General features: G+C 65.2%; 17 protein-coding genes. 7 read left to right on the top strand and 10 right to left on the bottom strand.

Annotation, left to right across the window (positions count from 1 at the left end; translation table 11 throughout):
- Nucleotides 1-52 precede the first annotated feature (52 nt).
- The 4 genes from F3J17_RS30150 to F3J17_RS30135 form a co-directional block, all read right to left on the bottom strand.
- On the bottom strand, nt 53-1,051 hold the full coding sequence (locus F3J17_RS30150; RefSeq protein WP_167068069.1) for an NADP-dependent oxidoreductase: 999 nt from the start codon (nt 1,049-1,051) through the stop codon (nt 53-55).
- Between the two features lie 81 nt (nt 1,052-1,132).
- Nucleotides 1,133-1,630: a PaaI family thioesterase gene (locus F3J17_RS30145; RefSeq protein WP_167068066.1), complete on the bottom strand. Its 498-nt coding sequence runs from the start codon at nt 1,628-1,630 to the stop codon at nt 1,133-1,135.
- A gap of 8 nt (nt 1,631-1,638) precedes the next feature.
- On the bottom strand, nt 1,639-1,941 hold the full coding sequence (locus tag F3J17_RS30140) for a Dabb family protein (RefSeq protein ID WP_167068063.1): 303 nt from the start codon (nt 1,939-1,941) through the stop codon (nt 1,639-1,641).
- 101 nt (nt 1,942-2,042) lie between these two features.
- Nucleotides 2,043-3,521: a PLP-dependent aminotransferase family protein gene (locus F3J17_RS30135; protein WP_167068060.1), complete on the bottom strand. Its 1,479-nt coding sequence runs from the start codon at nt 3,519-3,521 to the stop codon at nt 2,043-2,045.
- A gap of 183 nt (nt 3,522-3,704) precedes the next feature.
- Here F3J17_RS30135 and F3J17_RS30130 point away from each other — a divergent pair, with 183 nt between their 5' ends.
- Entirely contained in the window at nt 3,705-4,097 is a 393-nt protein-coding gene (locus F3J17_RS30130) for a hypothetical protein (RefSeq protein ID WP_167068057.1), read from the top strand.
- Here F3J17_RS30130 and F3J17_RS30125 read toward each other — a convergent pair.
- The 4 genes from F3J17_RS30125 to F3J17_RS30110 all read right to left on the bottom strand — a co-directional run bounded on the left by F3J17_RS30125 (nt 4,094) and on the right by F3J17_RS30110 (nt 10,125).
- Nucleotides 4,094-5,272 (bottom strand): acetyl-CoA C-acyltransferase, encoded by a 1,179-nt coding sequence (locus tag F3J17_RS30125; RefSeq protein ID WP_167068054.1) that lies wholly within the window; start codon nt 5,270-5,272, stop codon nt 4,094-4,096. The genes F3J17_RS30130 and F3J17_RS30125 overlap by 4 nt on opposite strands.
- 82 nt (nt 5,273-5,354) lie before the next feature.
- Nucleotides 5,355-5,990, bottom strand: a complete 636-nt coding sequence (gene pncA / locus F3J17_RS30120) for a bifunctional nicotinamidase/pyrazinamidase (protein ID WP_167068052.1) — start codon at nt 5,988-5,990, stop codon at nt 5,355-5,357.
- A gap of 46 nt (nt 5,991-6,036) precedes the next feature.
- On the bottom strand, nt 6,037-8,133 hold the full coding sequence (locus tag F3J17_RS30115) for a 3-hydroxyacyl-CoA dehydrogenase NAD-binding domain-containing protein (protein WP_167068049.1): 2,097 nt from the start codon (nt 8,131-8,133) through the stop codon (nt 6,037-6,039).
- A 240-nt stretch (nt 8,134-8,373) separates the two neighbouring features.
- Nucleotides 8,374-10,125 carry a 3-(methylthio)propionyl-CoA ligase gene (locus F3J17_RS30110; protein WP_167068046.1) on the bottom strand — a complete coding sequence of 584 codons (1,752 nt, stop codon included), beginning with the start codon at nt 10,123-10,125 and terminating at the stop codon, nt 8,374-8,376.
- Between the two features lie 170 nt (nt 10,126-10,295).
- Here F3J17_RS30110 and F3J17_RS30105 point away from each other — a divergent pair, with 170 nt between their 5' ends.
- The 5 genes from F3J17_RS30105 to F3J17_RS30085 all read left to right on the top strand — a co-directional run bounded on the left by F3J17_RS30105 (nt 10,296) and on the right by F3J17_RS30085 (nt 14,169).
- Nucleotides 10,296-11,906, top strand: a complete 1,611-nt coding sequence (locus F3J17_RS30105; RefSeq protein WP_167068043.1) for a protein adenylyltransferase SelO — start codon at nt 10,296-10,298, stop codon at nt 11,904-11,906.
- Between the two features lie 43 nt (nt 11,907-11,949).
- Nucleotides 11,950-12,369 carry a peptide-methionine (R)-S-oxide reductase MsrB gene (gene msrB / locus F3J17_RS30100; RefSeq protein WP_167068040.1) on the top strand — a complete coding sequence of 140 codons (420 nt, stop codon included), beginning with the start codon at nt 11,950-11,952 and terminating at the stop codon, nt 12,367-12,369.
- A 103-nt stretch (nt 12,370-12,472) separates the two neighbouring features.
- Nucleotides 12,473-13,006, top strand: a complete 534-nt coding sequence (locus F3J17_RS30095) for a septation protein A (protein ID WP_167068037.1) — start codon at nt 12,473-12,475, stop codon at nt 13,004-13,006.
- Nucleotides 13,003-13,317 (top strand): BolA family protein, encoded by a 315-nt coding sequence (locus F3J17_RS30090; protein WP_167068034.1) that lies wholly within the window; start codon nt 13,003-13,005, stop codon nt 13,315-13,317. Before F3J17_RS30095 ends, F3J17_RS30090 begins: the two co-directional genes overlap by 4 nt.
- A gap of 69 nt (nt 13,318-13,386) precedes the next feature.
- Nucleotides 13,387-14,169, top strand: a complete 783-nt coding sequence (locus F3J17_RS30085) for a peptidylprolyl isomerase (protein WP_167068031.1) — start codon at nt 13,387-13,389, stop codon at nt 14,167-14,169.
- Between the two features lie 54 nt (nt 14,170-14,223).
- Here the strand turns inward: F3J17_RS30085 and F3J17_RS30080 are convergent, their stop codons facing one another.
- Nucleotides 14,224-15,345: a Fic family protein gene (locus F3J17_RS30080; protein WP_167068028.1), complete on the bottom strand. Its 1,122-nt coding sequence runs from the start codon at nt 15,343-15,345 to the stop codon at nt 14,224-14,226.
- Nucleotides 15,346-15,525: 180 nt separating this feature from the next.
- Complete coding sequence (gene purL, locus F3J17_RS30075) at nt 15,526-19,602, bottom strand: phosphoribosylformylglycinamidine synthase (protein ID WP_167068025.1); 4,077 nt, start codon at nt 19,600-19,602, stop codon at nt 15,526-15,528.
- 471 nt (nt 19,603-20,073) lie between these two features.
- Between purL and F3J17_RS30070 the strand changes: the two genes are divergently transcribed.
- Complete coding sequence (locus F3J17_RS30070; RefSeq protein WP_167068022.1) at nt 20,074-21,369, top strand: FAD-dependent oxidoreductase; 1,296 nt, start codon at nt 20,074-20,076, stop codon at nt 21,367-21,369.
- Nucleotides 21,370-21,433: the final 64 nt, after the last annotated feature.

The raw sequence follows: 21,433 nt of genomic DNA, 5'->3' as shown, positions 1-21,433 counted from the left end.
AATGAAAAAACAGGCCAGCGTTTCGAGGCTGGCCTGTTCCCTGCGTTCTGCGTCAGATGAGTTTGACGAGCTGCTTGCCGAAGTTCTGCCCCTTGAGCATGCCGAGGAATGCAGCAGGCGCATTCTCAAGGCCTTCCGCCACGGTCTCGCGATAGACCAGCTTCTTCTGCGCAACCAGCCCGCCGAGTTCCGTCAGCGCCTGCGGCCACACATCCAGATGCTCGCTGACGATAAAGCCCTGCACGAGCAGGCGCTGCGTGAGGATCAGCTGCGGATACTTGAGCGGCACCGGCTCGCCGTCATAACCCGCGATCATGCCGCACACCGCGATGCGCCCGAATGCGTTCATGCGCGCGAGCGTGGCGTCGAGCACCGCGCCGCCCACGTTCTCGAAGTAGCCGTCCACGCCGTCCGGCGTCGCGGCCTTGAGATCCTGATACAGATTGCCGCCCTTGTAGTCGACGCAGGCGTCGAAGCCCAGCTCTTCCACCACGTAGCGGCATTTTTCAGCGCCGCCGGCGATACCCACGGCGCGGCAGCCCGCGCGCTTCGCCAGTTGACCGACGACGCTGCCAACCGCCCCGCTCGCCGCGCTCACCACCACGGTTTCACCGGCCTTCGGCGCGATGATGCGGTTCAGGCCATACCAGCCCGTCACGCCCGGCATGCCGACCGGCCCGAGGTACGCCGACAGCGGCACATGCGTCGTATCGACGACATGCAGATCGCTGCCGTCCGAGGTGCCGAATTCCTGCCAGCCGGACATGCCGACCACCTTGTCGCCCACCTTGAACTTCGGATTGAGCGATTCGACCACTTCGCCCGTCGTGCCGCCGATCATCACCGAATCGAGCGGCTGCGGCGCAGCGTACGACTTGCTGTCGTTCATGCGCCCGCGCATATACGGGTCGAGCGAGAGCCAGTGATTGCGCACGCGCACCTGACCCTGCGCGAGCGGCGCGAGCGGCGTTTCGACGAGCCGGAAGTTATCGACGCTGGCGACGCCTTCGGGGCGCGACGCGAGCAGGATCTGACGATTGGTCTGGGTCATGGCGTTCGGAGTTGCTTCATGAAAGCGCGGCTTTTGCACCGCGCGGCTGGGAAACTACAGAAAAACGACAGGCGGATGGAGTCAGCCGTCGCTGGGACCGGGCGTCGCGTCCGGGTCGCTGCGCAGGCGCTGACGCACCACATCGCGGCCCACGGCGAGACGCCGCATGTACTTGAACGTGCCGAGCGCCTTGGCGACGAAATGGCCCTCGCTATCGCGGATTTCGCCTTCGCAATAGGCCATCGTGGTCGAGCGATGCAGCACGCGGCCATAGGCGCGCAACTCGCCGCGCCCCGGCTGCATGAAATTCACTTTCATTTCGACGGTAACGACGCCTACGCCGTCCGCGGCCACGCTGCGCGCGGCCATGGCCAGTGCGATATCGGCGAGCGTCATGGTTACGCCACCGTGCACGACCTGCCACGTATTCATATGACGCTGCGCGAGCGGCAGCAGCACTTCGCTGGCGCCGTCACGTGCGCTCACGAGCTTCGCGCCCAGTTCATCGACGAACGGGCTCTCGATCGTGGGCTGTTGCGCGGGTTGTTGCGTGCTGCTTTGTTTCGTATCGACAGTCATGGCTCAGATCACGCAACGTAATCGACGCACTGGCGCGTTTCCACCACCAGCTTCGCGAAGTCCTTCACCTTCTGATGTTCCGGATGCACCTGATAAGCGTCGAGCGCGGTCTTATCGGCGAAATCGGAAACCAGCACGAGGTCGTACGTCGAATCGAGGCCCGCGCCCGCGATGCCCACTTCGAGATGGAGCGTGCCCGGCACCAGATCGCGGCAGCCTTCGAGCAGCGTGCGGAACTTCGCGACATTCTCGGCGCGCGTGGCACCTTCGGCCGATTCCTTGAGCTTCCACATCACGATATGACGAATCACGTTGATCACCTTTTCTGTCTGTCTTGAACGGAGACCGCGCCATTCAGGCGCGAAACTGCCGTCATGATAACCGCGCGCTGTCTGATGCGAAGGCCATGCCCTCAGCGCGTCTGCGCGGCTAAACGGTGCGCAATCGCGCCGATGCGCGCGAGCGCGGCGTCGGCGCTCTGCGGGTCCGGCCCCGGACAACTCACGCGGATAAAACGGTCAAAGCGACCCGAATTCGAGAACACCGTGCCGGGCATGATGCGGATGCGCTCGGCCAACGCGGCATCGAACAGCGCCATCGAATCGACACCGGGCGGCAACTCGATCCAGAAGGCCATGCCGCCGCTCGGCGGCGTGAAGCGCGTGCCTGCGGGGAACGACGCGCTGATGCCCTGCGCCATGCGCGCGCGCTGCAAGGCCAGCCGCTCGCGCAGACGGCGCAGATGCCGCTCGTGCGCCTGGCTCTGCAAAAACTCGGCGAGCACGGCCTGCGAAAGCGGCTCGTTCAGGCGCGACTGCGCGAACTTGAGCATGGCGATGCGCGAATGCCAGCGCCCGCCCGCCATCCAGCCCACCCGCATGCCGGGCGCGAGCGTCTTGTTGAACGACGTGCAGTGAATCACATAGCCCTGCGTGTCCCACGACTTGAGCGCGCGCGGCGGCGTGTCGCTTTCCACCAGTTCGCGATAGGGATCGTCCTCGATCACGGCGACGCCCGCTTCGCTGCACAGCTCGACGATGCGCTGCTTGTGCGCGTCCGGCATCACGCAGCCGAGCGGATTCTGGATATGCGGCACGACCACCAGCGCCTTGATCGACGAACTGCCGCCCGCCTGCTGGCGCAGCGCAAATTCAAGCGCCTCGATCGACAAACCCGTGGTCGGGCTCGCGGGAATTTCGAGCGCGCGCAGGCCGAGGCTTTCGAGCACCTGTAGCAAGCCGTAAAAGCACGGCGATTCGACCGCAACGGTGTCGCCCGGCTGCGTCACCGCACGCAGCGCGAGATTGACGGCTTCGGTGCCGCCATGGGTCATGACGATTTCGTCCGGATGGACGGTGAAACCGGCGGCCAGCGCCCGACGCGCGATCACGGCGCGCAGACGCGGGTCGCCGCGCTCGTGACCCGGCGCAGTCAGCAGATCGGGCCGATGGCGCAGTGTGCGCACGGCGATCTTTTGCAGCGCTTCGCCGGGAAAGAGCGCATCGGCGGCGGTCACGCCGCCCAGATTGAGCGCATCGGGCACCTGCTGCCAGCGTGCGACGAGCGCCGAAATATTCGCGTGGATGCCAACGAATTCCGCTTCGGCGTGGCGGGCTTCCTGCCAGTCCGGTTCGCGCGCCGCGGGCAGCGTGCTGGCAACGGCGCGCACGAAATAGCCTTCGCGCGGACGCGCCTCGATCAGCGCCTCGCGTTCGAGCACGCGGTAGCTTTCGGTGGCAGTGGCGAGGCTGACATCGTGCTGGCGCATGAAGGCGCGCATCGACGGCATACGGTCGCCTGCTCGCAGCACGCCGCTTTCGATACTGCGCCGGTATTGGCCGGCCAGTTGCCGGTAGAGAGGCTGTGGATGGGGCTGGGAGCGGTCGTTCATCGATCGATGATGCCAGACGCGCGGGTGACCGCGACAGATACACGCAAACGCCGATTGCACCGGTACAGCGCGCGCAACGCGAACGCTGTAGCGCAACGATTGCCGCCGTCCTGCGGCTGTTGCGGGCGAGCGCGCACTTTTAAGCTGGGTGCCTGACTTCGCTTCACCGACCGGATCTCGACCATGCACGACTCGACACGCTCCGAAAATGGCACCTTACCCACTGACGCGCGCACTGTCGCTCTCGTGCGCGGTGCAACCCATACGCTCGAATTGCGCCGTGGCGCGGCGATCGTCGCAGTAGAGGGCGAACTGCTCGTCAGGTATCGCGACGCGGCGCTCGCTTCGCTCGGCCAGCTTGCGCCCGAGCAGAGGCTGCATCTGCAGGAAGGCGAGCAATACGTCGCCCGCGAGCGCAACTGCTACGCCGTGAGCGCCATGCAGACACCTGGCGCGCGCTTTCTGCTTTTAAAGCCGCAAAGGTCTACGCGCTCCGTATGGATCACGCTGACCAAGCGACTGTCGCGGGCGTTCGCGTGGCTGCGCGCCCACCCGCAACAATCTGACGCCGCTTAGACGACCTCGAACAGACCCGCCGCGCCCTGGCCGCCGCCGATACACATCGTGACGACGACGAACTTCGCGCCACGGCGCTTGCCTTCGATCAGCGCATGGCCGGTCAGACGCGCACCCGACACGCCATACGGGTGGCCAACCGCAATCGCGCCGCCGTTGACGTTGAGGCGGTCAGCCGGAATGCCCAGCTTGTCGCGGCAGTACAGCACCTGCACGGCAAACGCCTCATTCAGCTCCCACAGATCGATATCCTCGACCTTGAGGCCCGCCTGCTTGAGCAGCTTCGGCACTGCGAACACCGGGCCGATACCCATTTCGTCCGGTTCGCAACCGGCCACCGCGAAGCCGCGGAAGATGCCCAGCGGTTGCAGGCCTTCGCGCTCCGCGACCTTGGCGTTCATCACCACGCAGGCGCTCGCGCCGTCCGAGAACTGGCTGGCGTTGCCCGCCGTGATCACGCCGCCCGGCATCGCCGTGCGAATCTTCGACACGCCTTCGAGCGTCGTATCGGCGCGAATGCCTTCGTCGGCGGAAATCGTCACTTCCTTCGTGATGAGCTGGCCCGTGGCCTTGTCGCCGACACCGGCGAGCACCGTCATCGGCACGATTTCGTCGTTGAAGAGGCCTGCGGCCTGCGCCGCCGCCGCGCGCAGTTGCGACTGCACGCCGTATTCGTCCTGGCGATCCCTCGAAATCTCGTAGCGTTTGGCGACGGTTTCGGCGGTTTGCAGCATGCTCCAGTAGATTTCCGGCTTGTGCTGGTTGAGCCAGCCTTCGGCCATCATGTGGCGGTTCATCTCGTTCTGCACGCACGAGATCGATTCCACGCCGCCTGCCACGAACACGTCGCCTTCACCGGCGATCACGCGTTGCGCGGCCAGCGCGATGGTTTGCAATCCCGACGAACAGAAACGGTTCACGGTCATGCCCGCCACCGAAACCGGCAGGCCCGCGCGCAGTGCGATCTGGCGCGCGATATTGGCGCCCGTTGCGCCTTCGGGGTTCGCGCAGCCCATGATCACGTCCTCGACGCGCGCGGGGTCGATCTTCGCGCGCTCGACGGCGGCCTGCGTGACATGGCCGCCCAGCGTGGCGCCATGCGTCATGTTGAAAGCGCCCTTCCACGATTTGGCGAGGCCCGTGCGGGCGGTCGAAACGATTACGGCGTCAGTCATGCGTGTCTCCAGCAAATTTATGGATGCTGCGAATGGTGTGCGTTATCAGACGATCATCAGAGCGCGATCAGGCCCAGTCAGGTCAGACCCGGCCCGCGAGCACATCGGCGGACTGCGCGCGCTTCACGCCCGCAGCCTCCAGTTGCGCCCACGCGGCAGCCAGCGAGCCGTTCAGATCGATGGCGCGCGAAGCGTCTTCGATCAGCACGGTCTCGAAACCGGCGGCGCGCGCATCGAGCGCGGACCACGCGACGCAATAGTCGGTCGCCAGTCCGCAGCAATAAACGCGCTTCGCACCGGTCTCGCGCAGATAGCCCGCGAGGCCCGTGGGCGTCGTGCGGTCGGCTTCGAGAAACGCAGAATAGCTGTCCACGTTCGCGTGATGACCCTTGCGGATCAGCGCGCGCGCGTGCGGCACGTCCAGGTCGCTGTGCAGCGCCGCGCCGTGCGTGTCCTGCACGCAATGCGTCGGCCACAGCACCTGCTCGCCGTACGGCAGCGTGGTCGTCTCGAAGGGCTCGCGTCCTGCGTGATTCGCTGCAAACGACACGTGCTCCGCCGGGTGCCAGTCCTGCGTCAGCACCACGTGCTTAAAGCCCTGCGCGAGCCGGTTGGCGACCGGCACGACTTCATCGCCCTGCGCGACGGCCAGCGCCCCGCCCGGCATGAAGTCGTATTGCAGGTCGATCAACAGGAGCACGTCGTCTGCGCTTCTCATGATGTCCGTCCGATGGTTGCGCTCGTATGTGCGCTTGGTTGAACGCTTAGTTGAACGTGCCGCCGTTGTCGGCCTTATCGGCCAGCGACTGCGCGATCTCCCACGCGTCGCCGTTCGGCTGCGCAGCGTAGCGGCGAATCGAGCGCGCCACGTTGTACAGGCCCACGGTATCCGCGTAGAGCATCGGGCCGCCGCGCCACAGCGGGAAGCCGTAGCCCGTGAGATAGACCATGTCGACGTCCGACGCCTTCGACGCAATGCCTTCTTCCAGGATCTTCGCGCCTTCATTCACCAGCGCGAACACCAGGCGCTCGACGATTTCGTCGTCGCTGATCTTGCGACGCTCTGCGCCCGTTTCCTTCGAGTACGCGACGATCATGTCATCGACAAGCTTCGACGGCAGCGCGTTGCGCTCGCCCGCCTTGTAGTCGTACCAGCCCGCGCCGGTCTTCTGGCCGAAGCGGCCCGTTTCGCACAGACGGTCGGCGATCTTCGAATACTTGAGGTCCGGCTTTTCCTGATAGCGACGCTTGCGGATCGCCCAGCCGATATCGTTGCCCGCCAGATCGCTCATGCGGAACGGACCCATCGCAAAGCCGAACTTCTCGATTGCGCGATCGACCTGCGCCGGCAGCGCGCCTTCTTCGAGCATATAGAGCGCCTGGCGCACGTACTGCTCGATCATGCGGTTGCCGATGAAGCCGTCGCACACGCCCGACACCACCGCCGTCTTGCGGATCTTCTTCGCGACCTGCATGACCGTGGCGAGCACGTCCTTGGCCGTATCCTTGCCGCGCACGACTTCCAGCAGCTTCATCACGTTAGCGGGGCTAAAGAAGTGCAGACCGACCACATCCTGCGGACGCTTCGTGAATGCGGCGATCTTGTCGACGTCGAGCGTCGAGGTGTTCGAGGCCAGAATCGCGCCTTGTTTCGCCACTTCATCGAGGCGCTTGAACACCTGCTCCTTCACGCCGAGTTCTTCGAACACGGCTTCGATGATGAGATCGGCCTGGCTCAGATCGTCGTAGGAGAGCGTCGGGCTGATCAGCGCCATGCGCGTTTCAACCTTCTCCTGCGTGAGCTTGCCCTTCTTGACCTGCGCTTCGTAGTTCTTGCGGATCGTGGCCAGGCCGCGATCGAGCGCTTCCTGCTTCGTTTCCAGCAGCGTGACCGGCACGCCCGCGTTGAGGAAGTTCATGGTGATGCCGCCGCCCATCGTGCCCGCGCCGATCACCGCGATCTTCTGGATATCGCGCACCGGCGTGCTCGACGGCACATCGGGAATCTTGCTGGCGGCGCGCTCGCCGAAGAAGGCGTGGCGCAGTGCATGCGATTCGGGCGTCTGCACCAGTTCGATGAAGCACTCACGCTCGAAGGCGAGACCCTTGTCGAAGCCCTGCTTCACGCCCGCCGCGATGGCGTCGATGCACTTCACCGGAGCGGGATAGTTCTTCGACATCGCGCCGACGGTGTTGCGCGAGAACTGCAGGAAACCTTCGGCGTTCGGATGCTCGATCTTGCGGTTGCGCACCAGCGGATGCGGGCCTTGCTTGTCGGCGGCCTTGCGGGCGAACGCGACGGCTTCGGTGAGCAGATCGCCTTCGATCATCGCGTCGAACAGACCCGATTTCGCGAGCTTTTCGCTCGGCACCGGTGCGCCGCTGACGATCATGTTGAGCGCGGGTTCGAGGCCGATGGCGCGCGGCAGGCGTTGCGTGCCGCCCGCGCCCGGCAGGATGCCGAGCTTCACTTCCGGCAGCGCGATCTGCGCGCCAGGAGCGGCCACACGGTAATGCGCGCCCAGCGCCAGTTCCAGCCCGCCGCCCATAGCCACGCTGTGGATCGCCGCCACGACCGGCTTGGCGCTCTTTTCCACTTCCTTGATGACGGTGTGAAGCGTGGGCTCCTGGGTTGCCTTGGGCGTGTTGAATTCGGTGATGTCGGCGCCGCCCGAGAAGGCTTTGCCTGCGCCCGTGATGACGATGGCCGTCACCGCCGGATCGCTGTTGGCGCGCGCAAGGCCCTCGACGATGCCGGTGCGGGTCGAGAGACCCAGGCCGTTGACGGGCGGATTGTTGAGCGTGATGACGGCGACGCCGTCGCGAATCGTGTAATTCACTGCCGCGTTGTCCACTACCATTTGCCTGCCTCCATGCATGCGGGCCGCGTTGTGCGTCGCCGGCTTCATTGTCCGACATTCCCGGTCAGCAGGCAGAATACCGAAAAACGCACGCTCGTTCCATTTTTTTCTTGCGGTGGGACGTCGGGGTTTGTACCGAGGCGCTTCATAGCCCGATAAACAGTCCGAAAAACATGCCGAAAAATGGCGAAAAAAAACGCAGCCCGAAGGCCGCGCCGGAGAAAGGGTTGAAACGTGAAATCAGTCACGCAGCAGAGCGGATTTGCTGTGATCGGCCGCGCCGCCGCCCGCTTCCTTAGCCACGTCGAGCGGCTCCATCGGGCAATCCTGAGCGGCAGCGAGCGCCGTCGGTAAAACGTGATCGCGGAACTGCTCGCGCAGCTTGAGTTTTTGCAGCTTGCCGGTGGCGGTGTGCGGGAGTTCGTCGACGAAAGCCACATCGTCGGGCAGCCACCACTTCACGACCTTGCCATCGAAGAAGGCCAGCAGTTCTTCGCGCGTGACGTCCGCGCCCGGCTTTTTGACCGCGACGATCAGCGGCCGCTCGGTCCAGCGCGGATGCGCGCAGGCGATGCAGGCCGCTTCGGCAATCGCCGGATGCGACACCGCGATATTTTCCAGTTCGATCGAGCTGATCCATTCGCCGCCCGACTTGATCACGTCCTTGCTGCGGTCGGTGATGTGCAGAAAGCCGTCCGGATCGATGGTGGCGACGTCGCCGGTCGGGAACCAGCCATCGACCAAAGGTGTACCGCCTTCCTGCCGGAAATACCGGTCGATCACCCACGGCCCGCGCACATGCAGATCGCCGAACGCCACGCCATCCCACGGCAGCTCGCGCCCATCGTCGCCGACGATTTTCATATCGACGCCAAAGATCACGCGCCCCTGCTTTTCGAGCAGCGCGCGTTGTTCTGCAGGCGGTCTTTGCGCCTGCTCCCAGTTGAGCTTGGCGAGCGTGCCGAGCGGCGACATCTCCGTCATGCCCCACGCGTGAATCACCTGCACGCCGTAATCGTCCTCATACGTGCGGATCATCGCGGGCGGACAGGCCGATCCGCCAATCACTGTGCGATTGAGCGTCGAAAACCTCACGCCCGCGTCGCGCATATACGTAAGCAAGCCGAGCCAGACCGTCGGCACGCCCGCCGAACAGGTCACGCCTTCGGCTTCCATCAGCTCGTAAAGCGACTTGCCGTCGAGATCCTTGCCGGGCAGCACGAGCTTGGTGCCGTTGAGCGGCGCGGCGTGCGGAATGCCCCAGGCATTGACGTGGAACATCGGCACGACGGGCAGCAAGGCGTCGCGTGCGGATAAGCCGATCGAATCGGGCAGCGAGGCCGCATACGCATGCAGCACGGATGAGCGATGCGTGTAAAGCGCGCCCTTCGGATTGCCCGTGGTGCCGGAGGTGTAGCAAAGGTTCGAGGCGCTGCGCTCGTCGAGCAGCGGCCATTCGTAATTGCCGTCCTGCGCCGCGAGCAGTGTTTCGTAGCACAGCACCGGCGTGCGCATGACCGGTATATGGGCCTCGTCGCACAGCGCGATCCAGCCGCGCACCTGCGGACATTGCGGCGCAAGCGTATCGACCAATGCGGCGAAGGTGGTATCGAAGAGGACGTAGCGATCGTCGGCGTGATTGACGATCCAGGCGATCTGCTCGGGGAAAAGGCGCGGATTGATCGTGTGACACACCGCGCCGAAACCCGTTACGCCGAAATACGCCTCCATGTGCCGGTAGCCGTTCCAGGCCAGCGTGGCCACGCGCTCGCCCGGCTCGACGCCCAGCGCGATCAGCGCCTGCGCAAGCTGCTTCGAGCGCGCCTCGCAGTCGCGATACGTATAGCGATGGATGTCGCCTTCGATGCGTCGCGAGACGATCTGGGCGCTGCCATGATGGCGCGCCGCATGCGCAATCAGCGACGACACCAGCAGCGGCACGTCCATCATCTGGCCCATCAGCGATGCGGTGGGCGTGATCGGCGTGGTCATGGACGGCGGTCTCCTCGACTCGGATGTCTGGAAAGCTCGTTGTGTTGTGTGCTGCGGTCGTGGACCGCCTTCGTCTCAGGTTCCAGGGAATGTCTTACGTTGCTCGCGGCGGCGTCCTGCACGCCAGCGGGCGCGGACTTACAATATCGGCTATTCAACAGGCGCTCAACATGTCGTTTTCACCAGGCCCGAATTCCTCCCCCAGCGATTCCCAAGTGACCCAGACCGCCACGAACCTGCCGGCCAGCGGCCCGCTCGCCGATTTCGAGCGCGCGCTCACCGCACCGCGCGACGCCAGCTTCGCCTCGCTCGGCGCGACCTTCTACACGAAGCTGCCCGGCGCCCCGCTGCCCGCGCCCTACACGGTCGGTTGTTCGCCAGAAACGGCGGCGCTGCTCGGCCTCGATCCGGCCGCGGTGAACGACCCGGCATTCGCCGCGTTTTTCAGCGGTAACTTCACGCGCGAGCGCTCGCCTGCCGCCATGTCGTACGCGGCGGTCTATTCGGGCCATCAGTTCGGCGTGTGGGCAGGCCAGCTGGGCGACGGCCGCGCGCTGATGCTCGGCGAAGTCGAACACGCGGGCAAGCGCCTCGACGTGCAGCTCAAGGGCGCGGGCCGCACGCCCTATTCGCGCATGGGCGATGGCCGCGCGGTGCTGCGCTCGTCGATCCGCGAATTCCTGTGTTCGGAAGCGATGCATCACCTCGGCATTCCGACCACGCGCGCGCTCGCCGTGACCGGCTCGGACCAGCCGGTGCGCCGCGAGGAACTGGAAACCGCCGCAGTCGTCACGCGCGTGTCGCCCAGTTTCGTGCGCTTCGGGCATTTCGAGCACTTCTATTCGAACGATAACGTCGAGGCATTGCGCGCGCTCGCCGATCACGTGATCGACCGCTTCTACCCGCATCTGCGCGAAGCCGACGATCCGTATCTCGCGCTGCTCGACGAAGCGGTGCGCAGCACGGCGGCGCTGATGGTCGAATGGCAGGCGGTGGGCTTCTGCCACGGCGTGATGAACACCGACAACATGTCGATCCTGGGTCTCACGATCGATTACGGCCCGTTCGGTTTTATCGACGGATTCGATGCGAACCACATCTGCAATCATTCGGATTCGCAAGGCCGTTACGCGTACCGCATGCAGCCGCAGATCGGCTACTGGAATCTGTTTTGCCTCGCGCAGGCGCTGCTGCCGCTGTTTGGCCAGCAATACGATATCGCCGATGACAAAGCGCGCGGCGAGCGCTGCGTGGCCGACGCGCAAGCCGTGCTCGAGCGCTTCAAGTCGCACTTCGCGCCCGCGCTGGAAGCCCGCATGCGCGCGAAGCTGGGCCTCGAACACGCCCGCGAAGGCGACGATCAGCTCGCGAACCGCCTGTTCGACATCATGAACACCAACCGCGCCGATTTCACGCTGACGTTCCGCAACCTCGCACGTGTTTCGAAGCTTGATGCGCAAGGCGATACCACTGTGCGCGATCTGTTCCTCGATCGCCCCGCCTTCGACGCCTGGGCCACGGATTACCGCGCACGCCTCGCTTACGAAACCCGCGACGACGCCGCGCGCGCCGAAGCAATGAACCGCGTGAACCCGAAGTTCGTGCTGCGTAACCACCTCGCGCAAACGGCGATCGAACGCGCGGCGCAGAAGGATTTCAGCGAAGTCGAGCGCCTCGCCAACGTGCTCAAGCGCCCCTTCGACGAGCAGCCGGAAAACGAAAGCTACGCGGCCCTGCCGCCCGCGTGGGCCAGCTCGCTCGAAGTCAGTTGTTCTTCGTAAGCGCGGCCCCATATAGATGACCTTCCACCCCGAGGAACCCGCCATGAGCCAGGACGACCACAACTCCGACGCCTACCCCGGCCACAAGAGCGACGCCGAATGGCGCGCCAAGCTCGATCCGACGCAATACCAGGTCACGCGCCACGCCGCCACCGAACGCGCCTTCACGGGCAAGTACTGGGACCACCATGAACGCGGCATCTACGATTGCGTCTGCTGCGGCACCAAGCTATTCGAATCGGATACCAAATTCGACTCCGGCTGCGGCTGGCCGAGCTACTTCCGCCCGATCGACGGCGAGGTGATCGAAGAGCGCACCGACCGCTCGCACGGCATGCTGCGCATCGAAGTGCGCTGCAAGAATTGCGGCGCGCATCTGGGCCATGTGTTCGAAGACGGTCCGGCCCCGACGGGCCTTCGGTATTGCATCAATTCGGCTGCGCTACAATTCGAGCCCAAGTAACGCGGGCAGGCCCGCGCTCCCCCTCGAAAAAAAGAGGGAGCGCGTGCCGAATCACCGCGTCGCGCCCTTTTTCAGGGCTCTTTTTGCGGACTCCAGGCCGATAATGAAATTTCTGTTTGATCTGTTCCCGATCATCCTGTTCTTCGTCGCCTTCAAGGTGTGGGGCATCTACACGGCCACGACCGTGGCCATTGTCGCAACGCTCGTGCAGATCGCCTGGGTGGCGTTCCGTCACCGCAAGGTCGATCCGATGCTGTGGCTGTCGCTGGGCATCGTCGTCGTGTTCGGCGGCGCCACGCTGATCCTGCACGACGAAACCTTCATCAAGTGGAAGCCCACGGTGCTGTATTGGGCCTTCTCGGTCGTACTGCTGGTCTCGCAGGTGGCGTTCGGCAAGAACCTCATCGAAGCGATGATGGGCAAGCAGATCTCCCTGCCCCAGCGCGTGTGGACGCAACTGAACTTCGTGTGGTCGGTGTTCTTCGCGCTGCTCGGCATTCTCAATCTGTTCGTCGCCTTCCACTTCTCCACTGATGCGTGGGTCGACTTCAAGCTGTTTGGCGCGACCGGCATCCTGGTCGTGTTCATCGTCGGCCAGAGCCTCTGGCTGTCGCGTCACATGAAGGAAGAAGAATGAGCGATGTATTTCTCAACGCCAGCGCAGCAGAACGTCTCGCGCTGATCGAAACGCGCCTCACGGCCGCGCTCGCACCGGTCGATTCGATCGTCGTGCGCGACGACAGCGCGCTGCATGCGGGCCACGCCGGTGCGTCGGCGGGTGGTCATTTTCATGTCACGATCGTTGCGGCCGCATTCATGGGGAAAGCCCGCGTGGCAAGGCATCGCTTAGTGTATGATGCGCTGGCCGAGGCCATGCAGCGCGGCATTCACGCGCTTGCGATCACGGCGCTCACGCCCGAAGAGGCCGCGGCGCAGCCCCCGAAGTGAGCCTCGCTGGCAAGCCTCACCAGCCCACTGATTCGCCCCACTTTTGATTCGTTCTGTCAGGATTTGTCGATGACCTTGAAGAAAACCCGTCTCTGGGTGTTGCTGGCTGCGTGCGCGGCGACTCCCGCCTTTGCGCAGAATGTCGCCGTGGTGAACGGCACGCCGATTCCGACCGCGCGCGCCAACGCGCTCGTCGCCCAGGTCGTGGCCCAGGGCCAGCAAGACACGCCGGATCTGCAAAAGGCCGTGCGTGAAGAACTGATCAACCGCGAAGTGCTGATGCAGGAAGCGGCGCGTCAGGGCATCCCGAATCGTCCGGACGTGAAGGCACAACTGGCGATGGCGCAGCAGCAGGTCATCCTGCACGCGTGGATCGAGGACTTCCTCAAGAACAACCAGCCGAGCGACGCCGAAGTCAAGGCGATGTACGACAAGGTCACGCAAGGCGCAGGCGGCGGCAAGGAATACCATCTGCACCACATCCTCGTCGCCGACGAGCAGCAGGCCAAGGACCTGATCGCCAAGATCAAGGCTGGCGCGAGCTTCGAAGACCTGGCCAAGCAGTACTCGAAGGACCCGGGTTCGGCGAAGAACGGCGGCGACCTCGACTGGTCGGATCCGAAGGCTTATGTGCCGGAATTCGCGGCTGCGGCAACCTCGCTGCAGAAAGGCCAGATCACCGATACGCCGGTGCACACGCAGTTCGGCTGGCACATCATCCGTGTCGACGACATCCGCGCGATCGCACCGCCGCCGCTTGAGCAGGTGCGCCCGCAGATCGTCCAGCAGCTGCAGCAGGAAAAGCTGCTCGCGTTTGAAAAGCAACTGCGCGCGCAAGCGAAGATCCAGTAAGCGTTTTTTCACGCTTCGAGAAAACCCCGCGACCTGTGAAGGCGCGGGGTTTTGTCATTCTGGCGGTGTCAGTTCGTAGCTGGTGCTACGCCCGCCCCCTTCGGCCTTGCGCAGCATGCCGCGCGCGACGAGATCGTTGATATCTCGCAAGGCGGTATCGGACGAGCATTTGGCGATGGCAGCCCATTTGCTGCTCGTAAGCTTGCCGTCGAAACCGTCGAGCAGTTTGTTGAGCAGTTTCGCCTGTCGTTCATTAAGCGGCGTATCGGCCCACTGATGCCAGAAGCGCGCCTTGACGAGAACCGAATCCAGAGTGACCTGCGCCTGATCGACGGCCCTATGCAAGGTGTCGAGAAACCACGCCAGCCATTGCGTCACGTCCATCGAGCCTTTCTGCGTGCGTTCGAGGATTTCGTAGTACGCCTTGCGCTCGCGCTGGATCTGCGCAGAGAGACTGTAGAAGCGCTGCGTGCCGCCGTCCGCCCGCGCGAGAAGCAGATCGCCGATCGCTCGCGCGATGCGACCGTTTCCGTCATCGAACGGGTGAAGCGTGACGAACCACAAATGCCCGAGCCCCGCCTTGATCAGCGAGGGCATGGCCGCGGGCTGGTTGATCCACTCGAGAAAGCGCTGCAACTGCGGTTCGAGCATGGGTGCGGGCGGCGCCTCGAAATGCACGCGCTGCCGGCCGATCGGCCCGGACACCACCTGCATTGGCCCGGTTGCATCGTCGCGCCACGCGCCGACGTTGATGCGCGAAAGCCCCGCGTAGCCGGTCGGAAACAGCGCCGCGTGCCAGCCGAAGAGCCGTTCGCGCGTGACCGGAAGGCTGTTGTTGGCCGTCGCGTCCAGCACCATCGCGACTACGCCTTCCACGTGACGGTCCACCGGCGCCAATGCGCCAATATCGACGCCCAGACGGCGCGCTATCGACGAGCGCACCGACGCCACGCTCAGACGTTCACCCTCAATTTCGCTGGTCTTGATCACGTCCTCAGTCAGTGCCGCGAGGCTGGCCTGATCGCGCAGGCGCATGCCGACATCGGACAGCCGGCCCAGCAGCAAGCCTTGGGCACGGCTCGCCTCGGCCAGAGGCTGCGCGAGCGCCGTCATGTTGAAGCGCCACTGTGGCCAGTCGCCGCCCTGCCAGATGTAGAGGTAATCGCCGCTATTCATGCGGCGATTATGGCCCGTATTCGCCGCAGGCACAATCTATTCGCCGCATTTTTTGCGGCGAATAATCCCGCTATTCCCCGCACGCCCAAACAAAAACCCCGGTCACATCCGCCGTAGCGAACCTGACCGGGGTTTCCGGATTCAGCGTCGCGCCGCCCTCTCAGGCGTCGCTAACGATGTTTAACCCACCCACTTGCGCGCATTCTGGAACGCACGCAGCCACGGGCTGGCTTCGCCCCAGCCTTCCGGGTGCCAACTCATCGTCACGGTGCGGTGCACGCGCTCCATGTGCGGCATCAGCACGGTGAAGCGGCCATCGGCGGTCGTGACCGAGGTGATGCCTTGCGGCGAGCCGTTCGGGTTGAACGGATAGCCTTCGGTGGCCTGGCCACGGTGATCGACGTAGCGCATCGCCACGGCAACCTTCGAGATGTCGCCCTGCTGCGAGAAGTCCGCGAAACCTTCGCCGTGCGCAACCGCCACCGGAATACGCGAGCCTTCCATGCCGGCGAAGAAGATCGACGGCGAGCTTTGCACTTCGGCCAGCGAGAAGCGCGCTTCGAACTGCTCCGACTTGTTGCGCGTGAACTTCGGCCAGGCTTCCGCGCCCGGGATCATCGACGAGAGGCTCGACAGCATCTGGCAGCCATTGCAGATGCCGAGTGCAAACGTGTCCTCGCGACCGAAGAACGCCGCGAACATATCGGCGAGCTGCGCGTTGAAGCGGATCGTCTTGGCCCAGCCTTCGCCTGCGCCCAGCACGTCGCCGTACGAGAAGCCGCCGCAGGCCACCGCGCCCGCGAAGTCAGCCAGCGTGGCGCGGCCTTCCAGCAGGTCGCTCATGTGGACGTCGTGCGCATCAAAACCGGCGCGGTCGAACGCGTAGGCGGTTTCGAGGTGCGAGTTCACGCCCTGCTCGCGCAGGATCGCCACGCGCGGACGTGCGCCCGTGCTGACGAACGGCGCGGCGATGTCTTCAGCCGCGTCGAAGGTCAGTTGCGGCTGCATGCCCGGATCGGCGGCGTCGAGCAGCGCGTCGTATTCGGCGTCGGCGCAGGCCGGGTTGTCGCGCAGACGCGCGATGCGCCAGCTCACTTCGCTCCACACGCGATGCAGTTCGGCGCGCGGCGCTTCGTAGATGCGCTTGGCGTCGCGGTAGATTTCGATCGCGTCGCGGTTATTCAGCGAGCCGATCACGTTCGAGCAGACCGACAGGTTGTGCTCGCGCAGCACCGCCATCACGGCGTCGCGTTGCGTTGCCGGCACCTGGATCACGGCGCCCAGTTCTTCCGAGAACAGCGCGCGCAGCGTGCGGTCGTCGCGACGGCCGCTGGTCTGCTTCGCCCAGTCCTTGGCGTCGCCGAAGTCCGTGCCGTGCTCGCCGTCGAGCGTGAGCATGTCCACGTTCAGCGACACGCCCGTGTGACCCGCGAACGCCATTTCGCAGACCGTTGCCCACAGGCCGCCGTCCGAGCGGTCGTGGTACGCCAGCAGCTTGTCGTCAGCATTGAGCTTCTGGATCGCGTTGAAGAACTGCTTGAGGTCTTCGGCGCTGTCGACGTCAGGCGCGTCGTCGCCCACCTGCTGCGTGACCTGCGCGAAGATCGAGCCGCCCATGCGGTTCTTGCCGCGGCCCAGATCGATCGAGATCAGCACGCTTTCGCCCACTTCGTCGATACGGCGCAGTTGCGGCGTGAGGTGACGGCGCACATCTTCGACCGGTGCGAACGCCGAAATGATCAGCGAAACCGGCGCGACCACTTCCTTCGCCACGCCTTCTTCGTTCCATTTCGTGCGCATCGACAGCGAATCCTTGCCGACCGGAATGCCGATACCCAGCGCCGGGCACAGTTCCATGCCGATCGCCTTGACGGTGTCGTAGAGCGCGGCGTCTTCGCCCGGCGCGCCGCACGCGGCCATCCAGTTCGCGGAGAGCTTGAGCTTGTCGAGCGAAGCGATGGGCGCCGATGCGATGTTGGTGATCGCCTCGCCCACGGCCATGCGGCCCGATGCGGGCGCGTTGATGACGGCCAGCGGCGTACGCTCGGCCATCGTCATGGCTTCGCCCTTGAAACCGGCGTAGTCGAATGCGGTGATCGCGCAGTCAGCGACCGGCACCTGCCACGGGCCGACCATCTGGTCGCGCACGTTCATGCCGCCCACCGTACGATCGCCGATGGTGATGAGGAACGACTTGCTGCCGACCGTCGGATGACGCAGCACGCTCTTCGCAACTTCGTCCAGCGAGATGCCCGTGACGTCGACCGGCACGAGCGGCGTGCTGGCGTGTTCGACGTTGCGGTGCATACGCGGCGGCTTGCCGAGCAGGATGTCCATCGGCATGTCGACCGGCTGGTGACCGCCGTTGGCGGCGAGCGCCTTTTCGTCGGTGTCGATCAGCTTGAGTTCGCGCTCTTCCGTCGCGACGCCCACGACCGCGAACGGGCAGCGCTCACGCGCGCAGATCGCTTCGAAAGCGGGCAGATCAGCCGGCGCGATCGCCAGAACGTAACGTTCCTGCGATTCGTTCGACCAGATTTCGCGCGGCGAGAGGCCCGATTCTTCGAGCTGGACCTGGCGCAGCTCGAAACGTGCGCCCTTGTCTGCGCCGTCGACGAGTTCCGGGAAGGCGTTCGACAGACCGCCCGCGCCCACGTCGTGGATCGAGAGGATCGGGTTACCTTCGCCGAGCTGCCAGCACGAGTTGATGACTTCCTGGGCGCGACGCTCGATTTCCGGGTTGCCGCGCTGAACCGAGTCGAAGTCGAGTTCGGCGGTGTTGGTGCCGGTCGCCATCGAGCTGGCCGCGCCGCCGCCCATGCCGATGCGCATGCCGGGGCCGCCGATCTGGATCAGCAGCGAGCCTGCGGGCAGGTCGTGCTTGAAGGTGTGCTGGTCGCTGATGTTGCCGATGCCGCCGGCGATCATGATCGGCTTGTGGTAGCCGCGCACGGTGCCCGCGACGTTCTGCTCGTAGACGCGGAAGTAGCCGCCAAGGTTCGGACGGCCGAATTCGTTGTTGAACGCGGCGCCGCCGAGCGGGCCGTCGATCATGATGTCCAGCGGCGAGGCGATGCGGTCCGGGCGGCCGTACGTGCCGTGTTGATCGGCCGGATTGCGGTGCGCGAGCGGCACAGCGGCGTCGCGGGCGTTTTCCCACGATTCGCGTGCTTCGGGCAGATCCAGATTCGATACCGTGAAGCCCGTCAGACCGGCCTTCGGACGCGCGCCGCGGCCCGTTGCGCCTTCGTCGCGGATTTCACCGCCTGCACCCGTGGCCGCGCCTGCGAACGGCGAGATCGCGGTCGGGTGGTTGTGCGTTTCCACCTTCATCAGCGTGTGCGTGAGTTCGGTGTGGCGACCGTACTGCTCGCCCGGCGTGCCGTCGGCGTTGTTCTTGCGCGGGAACCAGCGCTCGGCCACCGCGCCTTCCATGATCGACGAGTTGTCCGAATACGCGACGATGGTGCCTTGCGGGCTGATCTTTTCGGTGTTGCGGATCATCGCGAACAGCGACAGATCCTGCTCCTGACCGTCGATCGTCCAGCTCGCGTTGAAGATCTTGTGGCGGCAGTGTTCGCTGTTGGCCTGTGCGAACATCATCAGTTCGACGTCGGTCGGGTTGCGGCCGAGCTTCGTGAAATTCTCGACGAGGTAGTCGATTTCGTCGTCGGCGAGCGCGAGGCCCAGTTCGCCGTTGGCCGTTTCCAGCGCCTTGCGGCCGTGGCCGAGCACATCGACGGTCTGCATCGGGCGCGCCGGCAGTTCGTCGAACAGATGCAGCGCGGCGTCGCGCGAGGGCGCAACGTTTTCCGTCATGCGGTCGTGCAGCGCGGCGGCAACCTGCGCGTGCGCGTCGTCCGACAGCGTCTTCTTGCCGCCGAGCAGGCCGCTCTTGAGGATCACGGTGTATTCGACGCCACGCTCGATGCGGCGTACCTGGTCGAGGCCACAGTGATGCGCGATGTCGGTGGCCTTCGAGGCCCACGGCGACACCGTGCCAAAGCGCGGCACCACCATGAACGTCACTGCGCTGCCGCGCTCTTGGGGAGCCGCGAACGGCGCGCCGTAGTGCATCAGCGCCTCGATCTTCGCGCTGTCGTCAGCGGAGAGCGGCGTGGCCGAGTTGACGAAGTGCAGAAACTGGCCATGCACGCCGACGATATTGGCGTCGATACGCTGAAGCGTGTCGAGCAGGCGGGTCTGACGGAAGTCGGAAAGGGCCGAAGCACCGGGGAAACACGAGAAGTGGGCCATGGACTGGGGCGTTGCGTCGAGGTTACATCGCGGCTTCGCCTCGCGCGGTTGCGTCGCAAGGTGGCGATGCGTCGCGCGGGGCTGTGGCGACGGTCAGGCGAAGGGAGACCGCGATTATAACCCGGAAGCCCCCCTCCGACCGCCCTGGGGGCGGTTCGACAACACTGCGCGCAGCGCCTGCCCGCGCCTTTTCGCGATACGAGAAAGCTACGTGGCCCTCATTCATGCTGCATCAGACGTTTTTTCGCGATTGACCAAGGCGCTGGACACACGCGGAAAGCCGCCGCCGGGCCACCAGGAAGGCGCGCCGGCGCTGCCACCCGCATGGCTACGACGCCCGATTGGCTGCTATGATTGCGCGTTTCACCCGATCGGCGCAGCGCTTCGCGCGCCGCACGTCTCACCCTCTTCGGCAGGGCGTCAGGTCCACGACGGCCAACGGCGCAACGCCTGCCTGCAGATCGAATCATCATGGATGTCATCGTCATTGGCGGCGGAATTGCCGGCGTCGCCACCGCCTACCAGTTGCGCGCGGCGGGCCATCGCGTCTGCGTGGTCGAGCGCCACGCCACCGTCGCGCAAGGCGCGACCTACGGTCATAGCGGTGTCGTATTGCCGACGCCGCTCGACGTCTGGTTCGGCCCCACCTTCCTGCGCAACGGCCGGCAGTCCTCGGGCGGCGTGATCTCCAGAACCGGCTTCACGGGCCAGGCGCGCGCGTTCGTCAAGCGCCTCGCCACGCTGCACGGCTCCGAGGCGTTCGCGGCGCGCTACGCGACGCTGCGCCCGCTGATCGAATCGGCCCAGGCGTCGCTCGACGATATCGAAAACCGTTTCCAGCTCGAGTACGAGCAGCGCGAAGGCCTGCTCTACCTCGTGCGCGCCACCGACGAATGGTCGCTCAACCAGCCCGCGCTGGAACTGCTGCGCCGCTTCGAAACGCCCCATCATGTGCTGACGCCCCACGAATGCGTGGCCGCCGAACACACCATTCCCGCCGATCCGCCGTTCGCGGGCGCGGTGCGTTTCGATCACGCGCGCGTCGCCAACTGCCCGCTGTTCGTCAAGCAGCTCAAGCAGACGCTCGATACGCTCGGCGGCGTGCAGTTCGAGACCGGGCGCACGGTTAGCGCGATTCGCGTCGAAAGCCAGCGCGCGGCCGTCGAACTCGCGCCGCGCCCTGAGGAAGTGGGCAAGCGCCGCGACGTCGAAGTGATTTCCGCCGATGCCGTGGTGGTCGCGGCGGGCGCGCAAACGCCGAAGCTGCTCGCGCCGCTCGGCATCAAGCTGCCGTTTTACCCGGTACGTATGCATACGCTCAACGCGCCGGTCGCGCACGAGGAATGCGTGCCTAACTCCACGCTCGTCGATGCGGCGCGGCGCATCGTCGTCACGCGCACCAACCATCGCCTGCGCATCGCGGGGGGAGCGGTGCTCCAGCGCGCCAAGCAGCTCGACCAGGCGCTGCCCGAGGCGCTCACCGAAGAAGCGCTCGCCCTGCTCGGCGAAGCCTCGCGCGACTGGGCGCCGGGCGCGGCGCGCATCTCGGCGGCGCTCGCGTGGGAAGGCATGAAACTACTCTCCGCCGATGGGCTGCCCGCCGTGGGCAACGCCGGCAGTCCGCGCCTGTTCGTCAACGCGGGGCACGGCCCAGCGGGCTGGGCGCTGGCGCTCGGCTCGGCGCGACTGATTGCCGCTCAGGTGTCCGGCACCGCGCCGGAACTGCCCGCCGAAACGGTTGAGGCGCTCTGGCCGGGACGTAGCTAAAAGCCATCCGGGCTATTGGCGTCGCTAGAACCCGGGCGGGCGTCGCTCGGGTATCGTTGTGCTA

Source organism: Burkholderia sp. Ax-1719 (genome assembly GCF_011753055.1).
Taxonomy (GTDB): Bacteria; Pseudomonadota; Gammaproteobacteria; order Burkholderiales; family Burkholderiaceae; genus Paraburkholderia.
Note: the sequence above shows the minus strand (reverse complement) of the source record. Positions and strands in the feature narration are given on the sequence as shown.